This window comes from Bacteroides sp. D55t1_190419_B8 (assembly GCF_015558905.1).
GTDB lineage: Bacteria > Bacteroidota > Bacteroidia > Bacteroidales > Bacteroidaceae > Bacteroides > Bacteroides vicugnae.
In genome coordinates, this window is sequence record NZ_JADMOU010000020.1 from 1 (window position 1) to 23,165 (window position 23,165).

At 41.7% G+C, this 23,165-nt stretch carries 15 protein-coding genes; 6 read left to right on the top strand and 9 right to left on the bottom strand.

Annotation, left to right across the window (positions count from 1 at the left end):
- The first annotated feature begins 87 nt into the window (after positions 1-87).
- Both I2I13_RS16200 and I2I13_RS16205 read left to right on the top strand, forming a co-directional pair.
- Positions 88-660, top strand: coding sequence for a Crp/Fnr family transcriptional regulator (locus I2I13_RS16200; RefSeq protein WP_074557505.1), 573 nt, complete (start codon positions 88-90; stop codon positions 658-660).
- Positions 661-681: 21 nt separating this feature from the next.
- The gene (locus I2I13_RS16205; protein ID WP_148365754.1) at positions 682-1,065 is read left to right on the top strand and encodes an MmcQ/YjbR family DNA-binding protein; all 384 of its coding nucleotides are present in this window, start codon (positions 682-684) and stop codon (positions 1,063-1,065) included.
- 103 nt (positions 1,066-1,168) lie between these two features.
- Here the strand turns inward: I2I13_RS16205 and I2I13_RS16210 are convergent, their stop codons facing one another.
- The 3 genes from I2I13_RS16210 to I2I13_RS16220 are packed head-to-tail and all read right to left on the bottom strand — an operon-like array spanning position 1,169 to position 6,620.
- Positions 1,169-2,419, bottom strand: coding sequence for a TolC family protein (locus I2I13_RS16210; RefSeq protein WP_195650020.1), 1,251 nt, complete (start codon positions 2,417-2,419; stop codon positions 1,169-1,171).
- Positions 2,397-5,504 carry an efflux RND transporter permease subunit gene (locus I2I13_RS16215; protein WP_195649978.1) on the bottom strand — a complete coding sequence of 1,036 codons (3,108 nt, stop codon included), beginning with the start codon at positions 5,502-5,504 and terminating at the stop codon, positions 2,397-2,399. Before I2I13_RS16215 ends, I2I13_RS16210 begins: the two co-directional genes overlap by 23 nt.
- 6 nt (positions 5,505-5,510) lie before the next feature.
- Entirely contained in the window at positions 5,511-6,620 is a 1,110-nt protein-coding gene (locus I2I13_RS16220; protein WP_195650021.1) for an efflux RND transporter periplasmic adaptor subunit, read from the bottom strand.
- Between the two features lie 300 nt (positions 6,621-6,920).
- Between I2I13_RS16220 and I2I13_RS16225 the strand changes: the two genes are divergently transcribed.
- Complete coding sequence (locus I2I13_RS16225; protein WP_195649979.1) at positions 6,921-9,050, top strand: cation:proton antiporter; 2,130 nt, start codon at positions 6,921-6,923, stop codon at positions 9,048-9,050.
- Between the two features lie 58 nt (positions 9,051-9,108).
- Here the strand turns inward: I2I13_RS16225 and I2I13_RS16230 are convergent, their stop codons facing one another.
- Entirely contained in the window at positions 9,109-10,416 is a 1,308-nt protein-coding gene (locus I2I13_RS16230) for a hypothetical protein (protein ID WP_195649980.1), read from the bottom strand.
- 225 nt (positions 10,417-10,641) lie between these two features.
- Between I2I13_RS16230 and I2I13_RS16235 the strand changes: the two genes are divergently transcribed.
- Positions 10,642-11,487: a hypothetical protein gene (locus tag I2I13_RS16235; protein ID WP_195650022.1), complete on the top strand. Its 846-nt coding sequence runs from the start codon at positions 10,642-10,644 to the stop codon at positions 11,485-11,487.
- A gap of 43 nt (positions 11,488-11,530) precedes the next feature.
- Here the strand turns inward: I2I13_RS16235 and I2I13_RS16240 are convergent, their stop codons facing one another.
- The 3 genes from I2I13_RS16240 to I2I13_RS16250 are packed head-to-tail and all read right to left on the bottom strand — an operon-like array spanning position 11,531 to position 17,161.
- The gene (locus tag I2I13_RS16240) at positions 11,531-12,892 is read right to left on the bottom strand and encodes an efflux transporter outer membrane subunit (protein WP_195649981.1); all 1,362 of its coding nucleotides are present in this window, start codon (positions 12,890-12,892) and stop codon (positions 11,531-11,533) included.
- 12 nt (positions 12,893-12,904) lie between these two features.
- Complete coding sequence (locus I2I13_RS16245) at positions 12,905-16,048, bottom strand: efflux RND transporter permease subunit (RefSeq protein ID WP_148365763.1); 3,144 nt, start codon at positions 16,046-16,048, stop codon at positions 12,905-12,907.
- A gap of 9 nt (positions 16,049-16,057) precedes the next feature.
- Positions 16,058-17,161 (bottom strand): efflux RND transporter periplasmic adaptor subunit, encoded by a 1,104-nt coding sequence (locus tag I2I13_RS16250; protein WP_148365765.1) that lies wholly within the window; start codon positions 17,159-17,161, stop codon positions 16,058-16,060.
- 230 nt (positions 17,162-17,391) lie between these two features.
- Here I2I13_RS16250 and I2I13_RS16255 point away from each other — a divergent pair, with 230 nt between their 5' ends.
- Complete coding sequence (locus I2I13_RS16255) at positions 17,392-18,399, top strand: sensor histidine kinase (RefSeq protein WP_148365767.1); 1,008 nt, start codon at positions 17,392-17,394, stop codon at positions 18,397-18,399.
- A complete protein-coding gene (locus I2I13_RS16260) occupies positions 18,396-19,103 on the top strand; it encodes a LytTR family DNA-binding domain-containing protein (RefSeq protein WP_148365769.1) in 708 nt (235 codons plus the stop codon). Before I2I13_RS16255 ends, I2I13_RS16260 begins: the two co-directional genes overlap by 4 nt.
- Positions 19,104-19,134: 31 nt before the next feature.
- Here I2I13_RS16260 and I2I13_RS16265 read toward each other — a convergent pair whose 3' ends face one another.
- Together I2I13_RS16265 and I2I13_RS16270 are read right to left on the bottom strand one after the other, a co-directional pair.
- Positions 19,135-19,755 carry a hypothetical protein gene (locus I2I13_RS16265; RefSeq protein WP_195649982.1) on the bottom strand — a complete coding sequence of 207 codons (621 nt, stop codon included), beginning with the start codon at positions 19,753-19,755 and terminating at the stop codon, positions 19,135-19,137.
- Between the two features lie 236 nt (positions 19,756-19,991).
- Positions 19,992-22,865 carry a transcriptional regulator gene (locus I2I13_RS16270; protein ID WP_195649983.1) on the bottom strand — a complete coding sequence of 958 codons (2,874 nt, stop codon included), beginning with the start codon at positions 22,863-22,865 and terminating at the stop codon, positions 19,992-19,994.
- Positions 22,866-23,165: the final 300 nt, after the last annotated feature.

The following is a 23,165-nucleotide window of genomic DNA, read 5'->3' on the forward strand; positions in this document are numbered from 1 at the left end:
GGAGCTGTATGCGGTGAAAGTCGCACGTACAGTTCTTAATGGGGAAAGCGGCAGCAATGCCGCCGACCTACATAACATTCATGTTATATGGATATACACGAGATTATCAATAAGATATACCCGATACCGGAAGCTTCGATGGATAAATTGACAAAGCATCTGTCTAAAGTGACGTACCCCAAAGGGTATCATATACTGGAAGCCGGTAAAACTGAAACGAATATCTTTTTTATCGAGAAAGGGATTGTCAGAGCTTATATTCCTGTGGATGGGAAAGAAGTTACATTCTGGATCGGGAAAGAGGGTGCTGCCATTGTCTCGCTGAAAAGTTATGTGGATAACCAGCAGGGATATGAATCGATGGAGTTGATGGAAGAGTCGGAGTTGTATTTACTGAAGCGTAAAGACTTACAGGAATTATTCAAAGAAGACATTCATATCGCCAACTGGGGACGTAAGTTTGCCGAATCCGAATTCATGCAAACGGAGGAAAGACTTATTTCCCTATTATTCACCAATGCATCCGAACGGTATATGAAGCTGATCCGGAACAATCCGGAGTTATTGCAGAGAATGCCATTAGAATGCCTTGCTTCTTATCTGGGAATAACTCCGGTAAGTTTGAGCCGGATCAGGGCAAAGCTGAAACGAATGCTCTGAAAAAGAACAAAGAGGGAAATCATGAATATAGAGGAGTATAGAGACTATTGCCTGTCTGTTAAAGGAGCAACAGAATGTATGCCGTTTGGTGAAAATGTCCTGGTTTTTAAGGTCATGGATAAAATGTTCACTTTTGCCACATTACAACCAAAGAACGGAAGATTCTGGGCTGATATGAAATGTGCTCCTGATAAGGCAGAAGAATTAATAGAACAGTATAGAGATATTTTTTGGGGACCATTTTCTGATAAGAAACATTGGATAACCGTATACTTAGAGGGAGATGTGCCCGACAAACTTATCAAAGAACTGATTAATCATTCGGTAGAAGAAGTCATCAAGAAGTTGTCCAAGAAAAAACAGGAAGAATATTATAGAATATGCGAAAGATACAGAATGCCATAAACTCTCGTTGGCAGGTATCAGAATTACAATTTAGTATTCTAACAATAAATATCCGGTTCTACTGTCATTGCAGAATGTAGAACCGGATAAGAATCCTCCCTTTTCAGAAACGTATGTCCCAAATGCCACAAGCCTTTTCCAGTTCTACCAACGAGACAGCATATCCTTTCATCGTTTCAAGATATTCTTGCTGCACTTCATTATAAGTACGCTGGGCGACTAATACATCCAAAATGTTGGTTTCACCACGTTTGTATTTATATACCATCCCATCCATTACTTTTTGAGCATCTCCAAGCATTCCCGACTTAAATTGAACCACTTTCTTTTTCTCTGCTTCATAACTGAACCATGCCTGCATAATCTCTGCCTGTATTTGTTGTTCTATATCTTTCTCCTGAATTTCGGACTGGGAAATACGAAATTTAGCAGCCTTAACGGCCCCTTTATTGATATTCGAAAAAGCCAAAGGAACAGACACTCCTACCGTAGCAGAACGAGCCGATGGAAAAAAACGATTCCAGTCTTTTTCATAAGAAACGGACAAGCCAATATCCGGGCGGCGTTCTGCCCTCGTCAGTTTATATGCACGGGAAGTAACTTCCGTATTTTTTTGAGCCGTAAACAAATCTATACGATTATCCAGACCTACTTTAATCAACTCCGAAAGATAAAACTCACGGTTTAGTTCATCCCAATGACCTAACGGAATATAAAGAGTGTCCGCAGCCATCCCCATCTGTCTATTCAGCACGACCAATGCCGACTGATAGGCAGCTTCCTGACTATAAACCGCATTGAGCAAAGTGACAGCTTCCAACTTTGATTGCCGGGCATCATTCTCTGTAATCTCTCCCGCCACATAACGTAAACTATCTGACTGGCTCAATTGCAACATATACTGGTAAGAACTTTGCTGTACTTCAAGCAACTCTCTTTGAAGAACTGCCTCCAAAAAAAGACTGGCAGCTTCGGCCCTCAAATTCTGAAATGACTGTTCCAGGATTAGTTTTTCAAGCTCCATCTGACTACGTGCCAACTTTATACGTGCCCCTCGTTTGTTTCCTAATTCCAGTGAATAGGAAAGCCCTAATGAAAAAGTCTCATGACCGGCTTCAAATCCCACTTCCGGATCAGGAAGCACTTTTTGCGCAATCATCTCCGCATCAGCTATACTTACATTCAATTTCTCTGCCAGATAGTTTAGATTACCTTCCCCTACCCGTTTCAGATACTCATCGAGAGAAATACTCTGATAGAGAGTACTGTCCGGTATTTGCGCCACTGCATGAACAGACATTGCTTCCACAAGCAACAAAAGGAGCAAGATATTAAAGTGTATATTCCTTCTCATCATTCTTCTTTTTATTTAAAACGTTATTCTCAATCAGATAATAAAAAACCGGAAGCACAAACATAGAAATGAGTGCGGAGAACATCAATCCATATACAATAACCGTTGCCAAAGGACGTTGCACATCACTCCCGATTCCAGTTGCCAGAGAAGCGGGAAACAGTCCGAGTACCGTAGTGACCGAGGTCATCAGAATGGGACGGAACCGTTGACGTGCCCCTTCGATAACAGACTTCCGAAGTTCCATTCCTCCTTTACGCAAGTTATTTATCTGAGATACCATAATAATTCCGTTTTGAATGGAAAGTCCGAACATGGCAATAAAGCCCACGGCAGACGATACATTCAATGTCATACCGCGTACATTGAGTGCAAGCATTCCGCCAAAAAGAGCCAACGGCACGATGGACAATACCAGACCGGCTTGCCGGAACTTCCCGAACGTAGCATAAAGCAAAATAAACATACACATCAGCGTCAACGGAAGAATGACAGAAAGACGGGTATAAGCCCTGTGCTGGTTTTCGAAAGCCCCTCCCCACTTGACTGTATATTTGCTTTTATCATAGTTCACTTTCGCATCGATCACATTCTGCGCTTCTTTTAAGAAAGAAGCCAGATCGCGTCCACGCAGATTCAACTTTACCGTCAGGTGGCGTCTGTTCATTTCACGAGTGATCGTACTTTCCCCGACACTCAACCTCACTTCGGCTACCTGCGAAAGGGGTATTTTAGCTCCGGTAGAAGAGGTCAGCATCAATCCGGCTATCTTTTCGGGTGTATCCCGCATTTCTTCTTTATATTTACAGGTAATGTCATACTGACGGTCTCCCTGATAAAGCTGAGCAATAGCTTTCCCTCCGATTGCCACCTCTATCAAATCAGCCACATCAGACACGTTCAGACCATATCGGGCAATCGCATCCCGATTCATAATGATTTGCAGTTGAGGTAATGGAGGTTCCTGGTCAATATCCAGATCAACGGCACCTTTCACCGTTCCCAGCGCCCGGGTGATTTCTTCCGCAATACGACGTGTTTCCCGAAAATCCTCACCATATACCTTTACAACCAATTCACTATGCGCACCGGCTATTTTATCCATCACCCCGTCTATCATCGGTTGGCTGAATCCGACCCTAAAACCGGGCAGTGTCTTATATTCTTCTTCCAGTTCATGAATCAAATCTTGCTTGGTCTTTCCCTTCGGCCATTCATCATAAGGCTTTATCCCGATAGATACCTCAAAATGCGAAGGGGTGAACGGATCTGTACCATCGTCATTTCTCCCTGCCTGAACCATGATATAAGTTACTTCGGGATACTTCATCGTACGGAAACGAAGGGTATCGGACATCTCTCTCGATTTCTCAACAGAAATGCCGGGAGGAAGATTCACCTGCAACCAGATCGAACCCTCATCCAATTCAGGAAGGAAATCTTTCCCTACAACACCACTTAACACGATACCTGCAATCAGAATCAAACATGAAAAGAGTATGGTCTTTATTGGTTTTTCTATGAGTTTCACTATTGCGCCAGTATATTTCTCCTTCAATTTTTCCAGCCATTTATTCTTATAGACCTTGCGCGGCTTACGATAAATAGCATAAGCCAGTCCCGGAATCAGCAGAAGAGCAACCAAAAGTGCTCCGATCATTGCATAACTCATCGTAAATGCCATAGGAGTAAACAGTTTACGTTCCACACGTTCGAAAGCGAATAATGGCAAGTAGGCTGTAATAATGACTATGGTGGAGAAAAGAATCGGGCGTCCTACCTCTTTGGCTCGTTGTGCGATACTTTGTTCTTCGATGTACTGTTCGGGATAATCCTCACGTTTCTTGAGAATAGTTTCCAGCATAACAATGGCACCATCTACTATGATTCCAAAATCTATGGCTCCGAGTGACAGAAGATTGGCAGGGATATCCGTAAGATGCATCAGGATAAAAGCGATAAGCAAGGATACCGGAATGGTGATTGAAACCAGTAATGCTCCACGCCAGTTGCCCAAAAACAAAATAAGCACAATAACAACCAATGCCATCCCCATTAAGAGCGTATGGGAAACAGTATCCAAAGTTGTATCTACTAGGCTGGTACGATCCAGAAAAGTATGTATACGCACCCCCTCCGGCAAAATTTCATGATTCAATTCATCCACTGCCGCATGAATGCCATCCAATACCTTAGACGGATTCTCATGTTTCAGAAGAAGTACAATCCCTTCCAAGCTTTCCGAATAATCACGGGTACGATCGGTATATCCCAATACACCTTTCCTCTCCAGATTACCGTATTTCAAAGAGCCGATATCATTTAAAAAGACAGGAACTCCGGAAGTTGTAGTGACCACAATATGCCCCAAATCGTCCAGATTCTCTATCAAACCTATACCGCGTACCACATACCCCAGATCTCCCCTATTCAATATGCTGCCTCCCACATTGGCATTGTTATTTTCAATAGCCTCAATAACCTGACTAAGGGATAAGTGATATTGTTCCAGTTTATAAGGATCTATTTCTACTTGAAACTGGGTGGTGATACCTCCGAAATTTGTCACATCCGCCACTCCTGAGACTTCTTTGATACGGGGAATAACCACCCAATTCTGGAGGTCGGTCAGTTCACGAAGTGAATGTTGGTCACTTTCTATAATATAACGGTAGACTTCTCCCACAGGTGATGTCAGCGGATCGAGCCCGGGGACTGCCCCATAAGGTAGTTCCACTTCATTCAATCTTTCCTGTACCCGTTGGCGGCTCCAATAATCTTCTGTCCCATCCTTGAATACAATCGTAATCATAGAGAGTCCGAACGTACTCTTGCTACGCATAACATGCATGCCGGGCAAACCGTTGATGGCACGTTCCAAAGGAATAGTGATCTGTTGTTCCACTTCTTCGGCAGCCAGTCCCGGCACTTGGGTAACAACCTGCGATGTGACATCTGCAATATCCGGATAGGCTTCTATTGAAAGTTGCGTCCATGAGTAATATCCGAAAACACACATCATCACAAACAGACAAAGCATGATCCATCTTTTCTGTATAATTGAAAGCATCAAATCCTTCTTCATAATCTCCTATTTTAAATAATATCCTCCTTCACTGATGACTTTATCTCCCGGATGCAATCCCTCATTTATCACAGCAAATCCATCTTTGGTCGCTTCTACCTTCACCGGTGTTCTTACAAAGATATCCGGAGTAACCTGCACATACACATAACTGTCTTTCTCTCCCTGCAACAATGCGCTCTCCGAAATCTGAATCTGTTCAATGGGAGCACTAAGAAAATGGACGGTAGTATACATACCCAATTTCAAATGTTTCTTCGAATTATCACAAACCGAAAGTACTTTGATAGACCTTGTATCTTCGTCAACCGCCTCTTCCACATGATAGACGTTACCTTTAATCACCATCCCCGGTAATGCCGACACTTCTATATCCAGACTGCTGCCTGCATTGATAAACCGGATGTCTTTTTCTTTCACTTGGGCGGCAATCCATACTTCCGACAAATCTGCCACTATTGCAACAGGTTCGGTATCATCTTTCAGGTATTGTCCGGTCACAATATTATTCTCTATAATTTCGCCCGAAATAGGCGAACGCACCACAAGGGGCTGTCCCAGTGTCATATTCTCCGGATGCTCTACCTGATATACTTCCAGTGCAGCAGACGCATTTTCAAACTCTTTGTCGGCAATAAGCAAAGCATTTTGTGCTTCTTCCAGTTCTTTCTGCGAACTAACTCCGTTCTTTATCAGGTCTTCTTTGCGCTTTAAATCTTTCTTAGCCAGCTCACGTGACGATAATGCCTGGAAGTATTCTTTTTGTGCCGTAGTAAAATCCGGTGAGCTGATTTCAAACAAAGGGGTTCCCCGGTTCACCTGTTGTCCGATTTGTATATACGATTTTGTAACTCTTCCTGCAAAAGGGGAAGCAATGCAGGCATAACGGGTAGGAATAGGACGCACCACACCGGAAGTTATCACTTCTTTGGAATAAGGTTCAAGTCTGGCCTCAGCCACTTTTATCTTTTCAGATAAAAAACGGTCTGTGATCTGCACTGTGTCACCTTCCATACGATAACCACTCTGTTGTTCTTCCTTTGATTTACTCTTGCATGCGGTAACTAGCAATGCACCGCAAATTAAAAGCATTTGCAAATTTTTCTTTTTCATCATCATCCATAAAAATATTGTTAGCATTCTTTTTCGGATGCAAAGGTAAGTGGAGGTATTCCGGAAGCCTGTTAGAGATTTGTTAGAACGCTATTAGAATTTTATTAGAGTCATGCTATCGGTATAGCCAATCTCTTTGCTATATGCGGTATTGCAATTGTGATAACAGGGACACTCGCATTCTTCATTCCATCGATCATGAATCTGAAGAAAAAATAAATGACTAATTTTATTAACTAATCCTTTTTTAGAAGCTTTTTTTTAGGTTATTTTGCGGAACAAATATCACGAACTTGTCAAATTATGGATTGGATTGGCCTTGATTTAACATTCCCTATCACCGACCCTACATGGATATTTCTCCTTGTACTCCTAATTATTTTGTTTGCTCCGATATTATTGAATAAGCTGCGCATTCCTCATATTATCGGTATGATCCTGGCGGGATTGGCTATTGGCGAACATGGATTTAATATCCTGGCACGTGATAGCAGTTTTCAGTTATTCGGCAAAGTCGGGCTTTATTACATCATGTTTCTGGCCGGTCTGGAAATGAACATGGGGGATTTCAAAGAGACGCGAAACAAAGCATTAGTGCTGGGATTACTGGCTTTCATCATTCCCATCGGGATTGGGTTCGTGGCAAATATATCTTATCTGAAATACGGTGTAATCACTTCTGTACTGCTAGCCAGTATGTATGCCTCCCACACACTCGTTGCCTATCCCATCGTCACCCGCTTCGGTATATCCCGCCATCGTAGTGTAAGTATTGCTGTAGGAGGAACGGCCGTGACGGATACGCTCACGCTGTTAGTACTAGCCGTTATAGGCGGATTATTCAAAGGAGAAACCGGTGGTTTATTCTGGATTTGGCTAGTAGTAAAAGTAATCTTTCTAGGAGCACTTATCATTTATTTCTTCCCACGCATCGGTCGCTGGTTCTTCCACCGATACAATGACAACGTGATGCAGTTCATTTTTGTGCTTGCAATGGTCTTTTTAGGAGCAGGACTGATGGAACTTGTAGGTATGGAAGGTATTTTGGGAGCTTTCCTCGCCGGATTAGTACTCAACCGACTCATTCCGCACGTTTCTCCATTGATGGATCATTTAGAGTTCGTCGGTAATGCCCTCTTCATTCCTTATTTCCTTATCGGAGTAGGAATGTTAATCAACCTACGGGTTATTTTCGGACATGGGGATGCTTTAAAAGTTGCTGCCGTAATGATAACCATGGCACTGACAGGCAAATGGATTGCGTGCTGGCTGACACAAAAGATATACAAGATGTCTGTTCTTGAACGAAACCTGATGTATGGTTTAAGTAACGCACAGGCAGCAGCCACATTGGCAGCCGTATTGGTCGGATATAACATTATTCTGCCCACCGGCGAGCGCTTGCTGAATGATGATGTACTAAACGGCACAGTTTTGCTTATCCTGGTCACTTGCGTAGTGAGTTCACTGATTACCGAACGGGCAGCCAGAAAAGTGGCAATGGATGACTCACTATCGGAAAATGAATCTTCAAAAGAAACAGAGAAGATTTTAGTATCCATAGCCAACCCGGACACTATCGAGGACATGGTGAATCTGTCTCTAATCATACGTGATTCTAAATTGAAAGATAATCTACTGGCCCTCAATGTAATCAACGACAATAATAATTCCGATAATCTACGACTTCGAAGCAAATATTACCTGGAAAAAGCGGAAATGACAGCAACAGAAGCAAATGTACCACTGAAGAAAGTCACACGGTATGATTTGAATATAGCTTCCGGCATTATACATTCAGTCAAGGAAAATGAGATCACAAGTATTATCACCGGTCTGCATCGTAAGAAAAATATCACAGACTCATACTTTGGAATACTTGCCGAACATTTATTGAATGGATTAAACTGTGAGATAATTATTTCTAAGTTTCTAATACCAGTCCATACAATCAAACGAATTGTCATTGCCGTCCCTCCTAAAGCCGAATACGAATCCGGTTTTCCTCATTGGATGGAACATTTCTGTCGAATGGGAAGTACCCTCGGATGCCGGGTACATTTCTTTGCCAATGAAAAAACAACCATACGCCTGCAAACGTGGATAAAAAAGCGGCATAAGCAGACACTTACCGATTTCTCCCTTTTGGAAGATTGGAATGACTTGCTGGTGCTGACGGGACAAGTAAGCTACGACCATTTATTAGTTATTATCAGTGCACGACCGGGAACTCTCTCTTACGACAGTTCTTTTGAGAAACTACCGAGACAGCTTAGTAAGTACTTCTCCAACAATAGCTTAATCGTATTATATCCTAACCAATCGGGAGAACCATTAGATACATCATTCTTCTCTAAACTATACACTGATACCGAAACCCGGCATTATGAAAAGGTGGGTAAATGGGTTTACAGGTGGTTTAAGAAAGACTGATATTTCATAGTGCCTACCTTGTTAAAATTACAGGCTGCTTATACTAAACAAGAACAGACTAATTTTGTATAGTTGTCAATTTTCCATTCTCAAAATACAAGTATTGTCCCATTCCATATACCCATTGTTCATGTGTCCCCCATGCACCAGTAGTTTTATTAATGCCACCCGAAGGATGCCCCCATGATTCCAGAACCATAGCCTTAGTCATCCCAATACACACTTGGCCTTTTAATATCAAGTCCGCCGTAGCTTTTCCGTATTTCTTATATAATTCTTTAGTTCTCTGTTGTCTTTTTATACTAGCTAACTTCTTTGCCTCTTCTTGTGCTAACTTTTCCTTCATCAATAATTCCTCTTTAGCAAGTCTTTCTCTTTCCATTGTTTCCTCATAAACGTCTGCTTCGACAACATCCAAATTATAGAAATACATCTGAGTCATTCTTTTCTGATTATCAAATATGCTTACTTCGTATGAAAATAGAGATGGACTCTCACATAATGGCATTATCAAATCGGCACTATCATTCTTCAGAACAAATGAAGGAACCATATAAGTATCTTCACTGCCTGAATAGGCTATTTCCATACATTTATATTTATTAATCGGATGAATATTTTTAATGTATATGTCTTTATTCAAATACAACTGTTTCATTTTATCCATAAATCCTAATACAATGACAGGATAGTGTTGCCTAGTATAATTGAATCCATCATACTCACCACGTTTAGCATACCAATAAAGAGTATCACCTTCTTCAGACTGTAGTGCAAAAATTGTGTTTTTTTCAACTCCGGCATCAGACAGCTCTATATCTAAAATTTTAAAAGTCCTGCCTTCTATCTCATTATAAGGTGTGAAAATGCCATCATGTTTTTCCATTGAATGATTCGTTGCTCTATATATTTCAAATGGAAAAATCCTATATCCTTGTTCAAGTATATCGTGAAAAGAAGCACATAAAGTAACATAACCATCCTTCACCAACTGAGGTTTATATCTCTTGGAGGTTATTTGATTTAATTTATAATCTTTAGGTTTAGGGTTAGATCTTTTTTTTCGCCAAATAGTGTCAATGGCAACAACCTGCTCATTAGAAGTTAGAAAATTAGCATAATACTTAGGTAGTGATTCCGAAGAATTTGGATTCCGGGGATAGAACAAAATACTTTGCCCAACAAATTGTTTATAATAGGAAGCATCTTTATAAGGGCGTATATTAGTTAACGAATCATATTCAACTACCACAGCCTCCTTTTTATCTTTTTTAGGCACACTAGTATCAATCATTTTCATATTCTGAGCATAGGAAACAGTATAGAGCGTAAATACAATGGCAGATAGCAAGACTTTCATTTTCATAATTCTTTGTTTTATTTCTACAAAGCTAACTAAAAATACAATTCGTCCACAATGATTTCAGATAAAAAGCACCCTTTTATTTTCCCGTATTATCCTATCTGTTTATATTTGTAGAATTATGTAATTCACAAAGAACATTTAAAGAAAGGAAGCACCATGCCAAAAATTCCGAAGCTATTGGTGCGACTTCGATTCATGAATTGGTTAATTCCTAAATACACCGATATGGCAACTTACACTCATTTCGCAAAACAACCCGATGTCTTGAAACATCTGATACTCTGTGAAGTACTCAAGAATGAAACTCCGCAAGTATATGTAGAGACCAATTCGGCATGTGCCATCTATCCGATGACACAAACCCCGGAGCAGCAATATGGCATCTATCATTTCCTGGAGAAAGCAGATGAGGTCCCATCTCTAAAGGATTCCGTATATTACCAACTGGAAAGCGGAGAGATGGCAAAAGGAAATTATTTAGGTTCACCTGCCTTGGCTATGAATGTATTAGGGAAGCAAGCAAAAAGGTTTGTATTCTTTGATTTAGAAAAGAGTGCACTGAAGAATGTGGGTACCTATGCCAAACAAATCGGATTAAGTGCCTCTGTAGAGATACATCATACCGACTCTTCGAGAGGTACCATAGAGCTACTGCCTTCACTTCCCACATCCTCTTTCATCCATATCGATCCTTACGAAATAGACAAGAAAGGAAATTCTGGAGTAACCTATCTCGATGTCCTGATACAGGCTACTCTATTAGGAATGAAGTGTTTATTATGGTATGGATTCATGACCGGAGATGATAAAGCATCTTTGGACAACTATATTACATCCAGTCTGGAAAAGGCCGGCATCAAAGATTACACAGGTGTAGAGCTTACCATGAATTCAATAAGGAAAGACAGTGTATTATGTAATCCCGGTATTTTGGGAAGTGGTATTCTGGCGACCAATTTATCCCAAACCTCCACAGATATAATCCTTGATTACAGTAATCAACTGGTTGATATATACAAAGATGCTAAATACAAAGATTATGATGGGAGTTTATATATTCAGCATCTTTGATATCAACTTATTAACAATTTTATTTTAATCCATCTACTATCAATCAGTATCCTCCTCCCAATGCATGATAAAGATTAATAACTCCCTGTATTTCATCAAAACGATTGGAAGCGACGGATAATTCTGCCTGCAACAGAGTCTGACGGGCAGTAAGTACTTCCAAGTAGTTTTGCGAACTGTGCCGCATCAACAGTTCGGAACTACGCACCGCGGACTGAAGCGAAGTGACCTGCTGTTTGGAGAGTGCCAAACGGCCTTGCGCTTTCTGCCATTGCACCAACGCATCGTTTACTTCCGTTCCCACATCAAGCAAACTTTGGCGGAAGGTGAGTAACGCCTCTTCCTGTTGTGCTTTCGCTACTTTCAAATTAGCAATATTCTGCCCGCGATTGAAAAGTGGCTGAACCAATGAGCCGACAGCGGAAAGCAACCACTGTCCGGGATTGGTTACAGCGCCACCTGCCGAGTTTGTCCATCCTGCGGAACCACTCAACATGATAGAGGGATAAAAAGCAGAACGTGCCTGATTCGTTGCATAAAAAGCCTCGGCCAGTTCAGCTTCCTTTTGACGAATATCCGGACGACGGTGCAACAGTTGCAACGGCACTCCGGTTGAAAGGGATTCCGGGAAACGCTGGTTGTCAAGCGTAGAACGTGTTATCAACTGCGGAGCCATACCCAACAGAGCGGAAAGAGAATTCTCCATTTCACTGATTTGCTGTTCAATAGAAAGTACGGAGGCATCTACCGATAGCTTGCTCGCTTCTGTTTGGGCAACAGCCATTTCCGTCGTTTGCCCGGCTCTTTTCAATGCTTTCATTGCACGCAGGTTCTCATCCCATGTTTCAGCCGTGCGACGGGTGATATCCAATTGCTTATCAAGCATCAACAGGGTATAGTAACTATTGGCAATCGTTGCTACCAGTTGTGTCTGTACCGCTTGCCTATAGGCTTCACTCTGTTCGAGGGCGGCTTTGGCTCCTCGTTTGGCATTGGTCAACTTTCCGAAAATATCCAGTTCCCAGTCTGCCGATGCTGCCAGATCATAGGTCTTGGAGGTTTTCGAACCATCCACGCTACTCAATGTTCCTTGCGGAGTGAGCGATACAGAAGGCAAATAAGCCAACTTGGAAGAAAGCAGTAATGCTTCTGCTTCTTTCACTTTCAAACGGGCGATATTCAAATCGGTATTATTCGCGATACCCGTTTCAATCAGTTGTTGCAGTTGCGGGTCGGTAAACAGTTCCTTCCACGAAAGGGAAGCAATGGAAGCGGTATCCGCTACACCCACCGGCTGTCGGTAAAGACTGTCGGTAACCGTCATATCCGGACGTTCATAAGTCCGGTACACATGACAACCGCTCAATCCGGCCGACAGGAATAAACATATTATTATCTTTTTCATACACTTCAACAATTAAAGATTCTCCAACTCTTCCGGTTTACGTGCCGGCATCAGTTTTTCCTGAAGATACTGGAATACGATAAACAATACAGGTACGATAAACAACAGAGCAACCGTACCGATCAACATTCCACCTACGGTTCCTACACCGATGGAAATATTACCGTTTGCTCCTACTCCCGATGCAAACATCATCGGTAGCATACCGAATATCATCGTAAGAGAAGTCATCAGAATTGGACGCAGACGGACTTGTGCAGCCGAAACAGCCGCTTGTGTGATTGTCATTCCCTGACGGCGGCGTTCGGAAGCATATTCCGTAAGCAGAATAGCTGTCTTCGACAACAAGCCGATCAGCATAATCAAACCTGTCTGTAAATAGATATTATTCTCCAGCCCGAACATCTTGGCAAAAAGGAAACTTCCGGCAAGTCCGAATGGTACAGAAAGAATCACCGCAATCGGAATGAACAAACTTTCGTAGAGCGCACAAAGAATAAGATAGATAAAGACTACACAGATGATAAATACCAGTGTGGTGGTATTCCCTGTGGAGGATTCTTCACGTGACATACCTCCGAACTCAAAGCCATAACCTGCCGGCAACACTTGTTCCGCAACTTCACGTACCACCTGAATAGCTTGTCCGGAACTGTAACCATCTGCCGGAGCACCATTGACGGAGATGGCAGAGAACAGATTGAAACGCGTCAGCGACTCTGCACCGTAGACTCGTGTCAAAGTGAGATACTGACTGACAGGAGACATCTCTCCGTTGGAATTGCGGACAAACATATTATTCAATGCTTCGGTATCCAGACGGAATTCCGGTGAAGCCTGCACCATTACACGGTAAAGTTTGGAGAAACGGTTCATATTGGATGCATAGTTACCACCGATATAGCCGGACAAAGTACTCAATACATCCGAAGGTGACACTCCATTCCGCTTACAAAGGGCGGCATCCACTTCTACCAGGAATTGAGGATATTTTGTATCGAACGAAGTCGAAGCACGTCCGATTTCAGGCCGGGCATTCAACGCGTCAATCATCTGACGGGTGTATTTCAGCAAATCTTCTACCGAACCGCCTTTCTGGTCCTGGATATAAATTTCAAAACCACTACTTACCCCATACCCGGGAATCATCGGTTGTGCAAAGGCCATAATTTGCGCAGAAGAAATGTCATCCGTACGCCGGTAAATCTCGTTAATAACAGCATTGATACCGTCTTCCTTTTCCGTACGTTCATCCCACGGTTTCAGACGGACGATAAACATACCGTTCGATGCTCCCTGACCGCTTATCATACCGTTACCCGTCACTTTAGAAAACATTCTGACTTGCGGTATGTCATGAATACGCTTATCTATTTCGTCCATTACACTTTTGGTTTCTTCCAGACTGTTTCCGGGTGAAGTACGCACATCTACAAAGATAGTTCCCATATCCTCTTGAGGAACCAACCCGGTCTTGGTGGTTTTCATCAGAAGGAACAATCCCGCACAAGCGACTAACAACAATGCTCCTGCCAGCCATTTACGTTTCAACATGAAAAATACGCCACTCTTGTATTTCAGTACCAACCGATGAAAAGCACTATCAAATGCCATGTGGAAACGGGATGAGAAACTCAACTTCTCCCCTTTCGCAGCCTCCATGTGCGGTGTCATTATCAGTGCGCAGAGAGCGGGACTTAAAGTTAATGCGTTAATTAGAGATATTGCTACGGCAACAGCCATGGTCAGTCCGAACTGGGTGTAGAACGTTCCGGTAGTTCCTCCCATAAAACATACGGGAATAAATACCGCCATGAAGACAAAGGTGGTAGTTACCAGTGCCGAGGTAATGCCCCCCATGGCATCAATGGTGGCCCGGTAAGCCGATTTATATCCTTCATCGAACTTTGCCTGCACCGCCTCCACCACAACAATAGCATCATCCACCACCGTTCCGATAACCAACACCAGTGCAAACAACGTCAACATATTCAGACTGAAACCTGCGGCATAGAGAAAAGCAAAAGTACCCACAAGGGAAACGATGATAGAAATGGCCGGAATAAACGTAGACCGCAAATTTTGCAGGAAAACGTAAACCACAAGTACCACTAACAGAATGGCTTCAATCAAGGTTTTGATCACATTCTTAATGGATGCATCCAAAAAATCTTTCGAACTCATCAGGTCTACCAGCTCCATTCCTTTAGGCAATCCTTGAGCAATCTCTGCTGTCACCTTATCTATTTCCTTAATAATCTCATTGGCGTTCGAACCGGAAGTCTGCGCAATCATACAGTTGGAACCGGGATGCCCGTTCACTTCACCGATGTATGTATAAGAGTTGGCACCCAATTCGATACGTGCCACATCTTTCAGCCGTAGCACCTCGCCTCCTGCCTGCGAACGGATTACCAGATTGCCATAATCCTTTTCTTCTTCATAACGTCCGCGATATTTCAATACATACTGAAAAGTATTCTTCGATTCGGCGCCAAGCGTTCCCGTAGGGGCTTCCAGATTCTGTTCGTCAAGTACCGTCGTGATGTCGGACGGAACCAATCCATATTTAGCCATCTTGGCAGGATCGAGCCAGATACGCAACGAATAGTCCGCTCCCATCACATTCACCTCACCCACACCGGCAATACGTGAAAGACGGGGTTCGATATTGATTTTCAGATAGTTATTCAGAAAGCTTTCATCGAACGTGTTGTCGGGGCTATACAATGCCAATGCTTTGATATTACTTGTCTGGCGCTTACGGACGGTGATACCGCTGCGGGTGACTTCTGCCGGTAATAATCCTTGTGCCGTAGCAATACGGTTCTGCACATTAACTGTCGCCATATCGGGGTCGGTCCCTTGACGGAAGTAAATGGTGATTCTCGCTGAACCGTTATTGGTAGAGGAAGAGGTCATGTACATCATGTTCTCTACCCCGTTGAGCGCTTCTTCCAATGGCACGACTACACTCTTCTGTACTGTTTCCGCATTAGCACCGGTATAGGTAGCGGAAACACTGACGGTAGGAGGTGCAATTTCAGGAAACTGTTCAACAGGAAGCTGCGAAAGTCCTATCAATCCGATGATAAGAAAAACGACCGAAATTACTCCTGCGAGAATAGGCCGGTCTATAAATGTTCTGATTTTCATAACGGCATCTTATTCTTTAGTCGGATCACTCTTGATTACTGTTCCCTCACGCACCAGTCCGGCACCTTCGGCTATAATAACATCACCCGGCTCAAGTCCTGTTTCAACGATATATTCAGTACCGTTATTCAACCGGAACACTTCTACCGGGGTTGATTTCGCTTTACCGTCGACCACTTTATATACAAATATACGATTCTGCAATTCGTAAGTAGCCGCTTGCGGAATAATGATACATCCTTTCTTTATAGTAGGAACTACTACTTTACCACTTCCACCGTTACGCAGGAACTGGTCGGGGTTGGCAAAAACAGCCCGCAGTCCAACAGCACCGGTTCCTTCATCCACCGTACCGCTGATAGCGTCTACCTTTCCGGTATGGGAATAGGTTTTTCCATTGCTCATAGTCAGCTCCACTTCGTCCATGTTTTCTATCGCTTTTTTAAGTGAGCCATATTGTTGTACAAAGTCGAGTATCTGATTCTCCGTCATGGAGAAATAGGCGTATACTTCGCTGTCGTCCGAAACAGTGACTAACGGCTCGGTGATACTGCTGCTCACCAACGCCCCTACCCGATAAGGAATCATGCTGGCGACTCCGTTCACCGGACTTTTCACTTCGGTATAAGAAAGGTCATTGCGCGCATTCACTTCCTGTGCCTTAGCCTGTGCCAATGCCGCTTCTGCCGCCGCTTGTTCATTACGGGCTGTTTGCAGATCGAATTCGGACACAATCTGTTCTTTGTAAAGTTCAGCTTTACTATCTGCTGTCAATTTAGCAGTGGCAAGCTTGGCTTCCGCGCTTTTTACATTGGCAACTGCTGTTTCCAACGCTGCTTTATAAGGAACCTGGTCGATAATGAAAAGTGTCTGCCCTTTATGGACAGGATCCCCTTCATTGATACATATTCCGGTAATAATGCCACTCACCTGCGGACGAATTTCAACATACTGCCGCCCTCGTAACGTAGCTGTATAATCGGATTTTAAAATCTGGTCACTTTGTGTTACGGTAAGTGTTTTGTACGTGGCCTCTGCCTTTTTCTGTTGCGAACCTCCACAAGCACATAACAGAGGCAAACAAACCAAGGCAAAAATGATTAGTTGTTTCATTGTAGCTATATTTAAATGATTGTTAATGATTTATAACCCATTATTCCATAAAAAACGCGACTGACCAAATCTAAGAATTATCAAACAATAAAATAAGAATGTAGTGACGAACGGCAAGAATATGATGACGAACGACAAAAGGGAATGCTTGGGGTTTCAGAACAATCTTTTATCTTTGCAAAGAAGTGAGAAAATATACTTCCGGGAGTTAAACGAGCAATGAGAAGAATATGAAACGTACTAATATACCTGTTTACATCGACTTGCTTTTCTGTCTGGTAATCATGCCGCCCATCATCATGCTAGTGCCGGTAGACAAATGGATTGTACACCACACGGTCTTTATGCTGACCCTGATTGCCTATCTTTACGGTCTGTACTTCATCTACCGTAAAGTGAAACTACCGATGCTTTTCATGCAACGGAAGTTCGGACATATCTTACTGCTCATGCTATCGCTTATCTTCATCACATGGTTGCTAACCCACTTTCCATATCCACCGGAACCCGACAATATAGATCCGATAATGCATAAAACCCGGCAACACATGCGGGCGCAGACTGTGTGGTTCTTTTTTCTGGTAGTGACGGGGTTCAGCCTTTCCATAGAACTGATCTTTGAACTTTTCCGGCAAATTCTTTCCAAACAGGAGATTGAAGCAGAAAAGAACAAGGCGGAGCTGGCTCTCTACAAGGCACAAATCAATCCGCACTTCCTTTTTAATACATTAAATGCTCTCTACGGGCTGGTACTTACGAAGTCGGACAAAACAGAATCCGCCTTTATCAAATTTTCCAATATTCTGAAATATATGTATGCCCAGACTACTTCAGATCTGATTTCCATAAGCAATGAAGTAGAATATATACGCCAATACGTTGACCTGCAATCTTTGCGTTTAAACAAGCATACGAAAGTGGTATTTGAAACCGAGATGGATGACGAACAGATACAGATTCCTCCGATGATTCTCATTACTTTTGTCGAGAACAGTTTCAAATACGGCGTTTCGTCCGACACGGACTGTACAATTCTTATTCGTATCATTGTAAAGGAGGGCCTGCTAAACTTTGAAACCGAGAATATGATTATGAAGAAGAACCACAAAAATCCTCATGCCATCGGAATAGACAATTGCCGTAAACGACTGGAGCTTCTTTATCCCAGCCGCTTTGCATTGATTACAAAAGAAGAAAACGGATGTTTCAAAACCTATCTTAACATTCAACTACGATGAAAAAGCTTACTTGTATCGCTATTGACGACGAACCGATTGCATTGCTCATCATCAGCCAGTTTTGCGAACGAAAAGGAGGACTGGAACTTACTACTTTCAGCGAACCGCTGACCGGACTGCGAGAAATAGCTCGGCGCAAACCTGATCTGGTCTTTCTGGATATTGAAATGAACAGTACCAACGGACTGGATATTGCCCATGCGCTTCCTCCCGAAAGTTGCCTTATTTTTACGACAGCCCATGCACAGTATGCACTGGATGGCTTCGACCTCGATGCCGTGGATTTCCTGCATAAACCCTTTGCTTATGAACGATTTGAAAAAGCTGTTGAGAAAGCGATTGTCTTTATTGAAGCACGCCAGCATAAAGTACCGGAAAACATCATAATCAAACAAGAATATAATAACATATCCATCCCTATCTCCGATATTCTTTATATCGAAGCAATGGAGAATTATACGAAAATATTCCGTATAAACGGCAACTATATATTATCGCGCACAAGTCTGAAAAGTATTCAGGAGATGTTACCCGAAAAGGCTTTTCTACGTACGCACCGCTCCTATATCATTCCGGTTAATAAGGTGGAACGGTTCTCTAAACGGGAAATAAACCTGACCGGATGCCGGATTGTAATCCCCATAGGAAGACAATATGCAGAAAATGTCTATGCCACATTGACGGCCAGGAATATGACGCTATAAACAAATCTACAGAATACCGGAGCTTTTTAAATCAGCTTCCGGCTTTCTGGGTATAAATTAATTTATCTCTTTGGCTGATTGTCCACAAGCCATCTATCAAGCGTACATTTTTCGTATCATCGTCTTCCACGTTCCATGCATAACCTCCTGAAAGCAGTCCACGCCTTTCCAATATTTCATTGGGCTGATTATTGGAGAAGAAAAGTTCCAGCTGTGTAGAATCGGGACCAAAGACAATGAAAGCTGAAATGCCGCTGCCATCCACCGCTTCTGTACGAATCCCTTTCTCAAATAAGCGGATACAGTCTTTTTGCACTTCACACCATACGTATCCGGCAGAGCCGATACAGCCATGTTCATCCCGGTCACCTCCCACAAGCGGAGATTGCGGATACTGAACTAATTTGGTAGCCGGCATCCCCGGTGTATATTTTCCTGTATAAAAGACTTCCAGCGTATCATTCAGAAGTAAACCGTTGACTTCTTCTTTATTCGCATCCATCGTACTGAATGAAAGGGTATCATTCTTATCGGTGACAATCGTTACCGTATTCATGGTTGCATCACTTACAATTCCTTTAGAACTGCTTACTTTCGACGAGCAACCTGCCATGAGGCACAGAGTGCCTACCGCTAATAGCATTGTTTTCATTTTCTTCAAATTTTGCTTTGTTTTAAATTAATGCAAAGATAAAGGGAATACAACAATATTTTAGTCTCAGAACCTGGATAAATACATAATTCCCCCTCCTTTTTTTCACAGCATTTGTTTTCCCATAAACATCAATTAAACAATATGTTATCAGCTATCGTTTTTTTTAAGTGCTTTTTTAAGTTATTTTGTGCAACAAATATTACGAATACATAAATTTATAGTTTCTATTTCCATTATGTCAAATGTTGCAGAAACTCAGCCAAGTTATCTCCTTCGCCCAATCCTAGTTTTTTTCGTAGACGATAACGACTGATTTCTACCCCTCGCAATGTTATATTCAATAACGGAGCTATTTCCTTTGACATAAGATTCATTCGTAAATAAGCACACAGCATCTTATCCTTGTAACTCAAATCAGGATAACGTTCATCAAGCAGATGGAAGAAATTATGATGCACCGAATCAAATGTATTCTGAAAAGTCTGCCAGTGTTCCTCATTATCAAGGTCCTTATCGATACGTTCTATCAGTATTAATGTTTTCCGACGAATATTAACTAGGTTCTCATCATTGACAGAACGGGAAATACCCACTGCAACCTTTCGTATATCCTGCAAAATCTCATTCTTATGTACAATGTTTAATGTCGTTTTAATTAACTCTTCCGACTTATGCCGCAACTCTGATTGCAGATTTTCTTCTTCTAAAGAAACAATCTTGCGGTCTTTCAACTCACTTTCTTTCCTGAATTCTTGTTTTTGTGAAATCAATTCCAATTCTTTCTGACGAATCAGATTCTTCCTGCTTTGTACTATACGATAATAAATATAATACAAGAATAGAATAACCAACACCCCATAAATACAGTATGCCCACCACATACGATACCAAGGCGGTAATATTTCAAAAGAAAAGGATGTTTCAATAGGCTCCTGTGCCTTATCAGTTATTATCTTCACATTAAAAACATAACTTCCTTCAGGCAGGTCAGTATACTCCTTCGTATTATTTTCACTGTATTCGCTCCATTCGTTATCATTGACCCTCCCCCCTGACAAACGGCAGGAATACAAAGCTGCAGATGACTCGTCATAATCTGTCACACTATATTCGATCCTTATCGAATTTTTCGAGTATGGAAGTACTAACGGCTCCTGATCATACGTATAACTACGCCCGTATACCAAAGAATCTTTTTTCCCTGTACAATATACTCTCCTGATTTGTAACCCCAACCGTTGTTCTGAAATATTTTCGTTATACTTTAACAAAGAAAAACCATCTTCCGTACCTATAATGGCACGTTCTTTATCATAAAAATAAATATCTTCAAAATCTTCTATCAATGCCCCGCAAAAATAAGCCTCATTATTCAGTTTATAAAATCCCTTATGTCCGTCACTTCGAAGCAATTTTAGCTTTCCATTCACAACATACCAAATATCTCCTTTCTCACTTTCTTTCAAATAAGTATAGGCAGTATGCCCGTCCAGCGACTGTTCCAATAATGTATCCAGCACCAACTGATCATTTATCTGATCGTAATAATATAGTCCTTCGTGAGCCGCTACCACAATTTTCCGGTTGATACGTGTTATAAATGAATTATTATTGTTTGACAAAGACTCATTATTATAATTTTTAAGACTCATAATGCTGTCTAATCCTTCCGTAAGAGTGATTCTAAAAATACCTTTGCCTTTGTTCGCCACCCAAAGTGTATTAGCCTCTTCTACAAAAAAAGTTTTGCATGAATGGGAAAATCCTTTAATCTTATGCTTCACCTCCCATCTTCCGGTTGCTGATTTTCCCAACAAGAACATTCCACTATAAGTTCCGGCTATCAACAAATGCTCATTATAGGGAAACATTACTACCGACCACACTCCTTTGAGCGAACCGGGAGAATAATGTTTCAAACCATCTATAATAAAAATTCCATTATCAGCACAACAGAACAATTGATTATTATATGTCTTAATAGACCATACCTGCCCGTCTGTTCCCGGCATAAATTGCATATCCACCGGTGTATTGATCTGTCCCAAAGAAGTGCGATATAATCCCTGATTCGTCCCCAAATAGAGTTGACCGTTATAACAACAAGAAGCGTATCCTGAACCAATAACCGCCTTTCCGCCATAAAGTGAAAAAATCGGAGATTCCAAATGTACGCAATCAATGCCATTATCCAACCCCAGCCAAAGATTATTACTACGATCAAAATACAATCCCAAAACCGTCTTATTCTGTAATCCATTATCTATAGAAATCCGCTCTAACTGACCGGTTTTCGAGTCCAACAGTAAAACTCCTCCTTGTACAGAACCTAAAGCAAGCAGTCCGTCTTTAGCCTCTGCACAGAACAGCAGATTAGAATGAATAAACGAATCGGCAGCAGAAGAATAAGGTAGTATTGAATTCCCATCATATACAAATAAGCCATTTTTGCTTGTCACTATCAATACTTTATTCTCCCATGGAAGCAATGCAACGATTTTGGCTGAATGATTCAAAGCCACAGTATGTCCGATATTAGATAAAGGTACGATTTCCATTCCTTTCAAGACAGCCAGCCCTTCCTCCAATGCTACATAAAACTTTCCATGAATCACTGCAGAACACCAAATTTCCGAAGAAGCATTCAATACTCTGATCCGCCCCTTGTCAAAACAATAGATATTCCATTCCGATTGGAAATAAATCCGATTGTCTACAATATGTATATTCCAGATAATGCCAATATTAGTATTCCCGCCGATACTATCCGAAAGACAAGTGTACTCTAGTCCACCAAGCCGATTGGGGGTAAAATAACCGAATTGTCCCATTCCACCGATATAAATTCTCCCGTCCGCTCCGACCTTTACGGCTCTGGTCTTAGCGTTATGTATAGAATAAGTATTCCAATTTCCGCCATCAAACTCAAGCAAACCTTTATTATTTGCGAAATACATCCAGCCATTCTCCTGTTGTGAAATCATCCAATTTTGATTACCGGAATTATATGTATTTCGATAATAGTTCGTCACCGAACGTTGCCATGTTGCAGAAATATCCCCATAAAAAGAGATAAATAACAAGATTAGATATATGCGTAACTTCATAGAATGATTTTTTTACAAAGATAAATGTTTCGCCAAATATCCAATAGAAACCTTAATAAATATTTCTTTGTTTCTTCACAAATTATCGGAAAACCTATAAAGTTTTGACACATAACAGTACTACATCTTCTTCATTAAAAAAGAGCATTAATGGAGAGTGTATATTATAGTATAAAACACTAATTATAAGTATATTAAAAAACATAAGAGAAAGTAAAGATGTAGTTTCCAATACTTTCTGTAGTAATTGTGATGTAGTCTTTTTTTTGGCATATACATTCACAAACGATACTTTTGTCC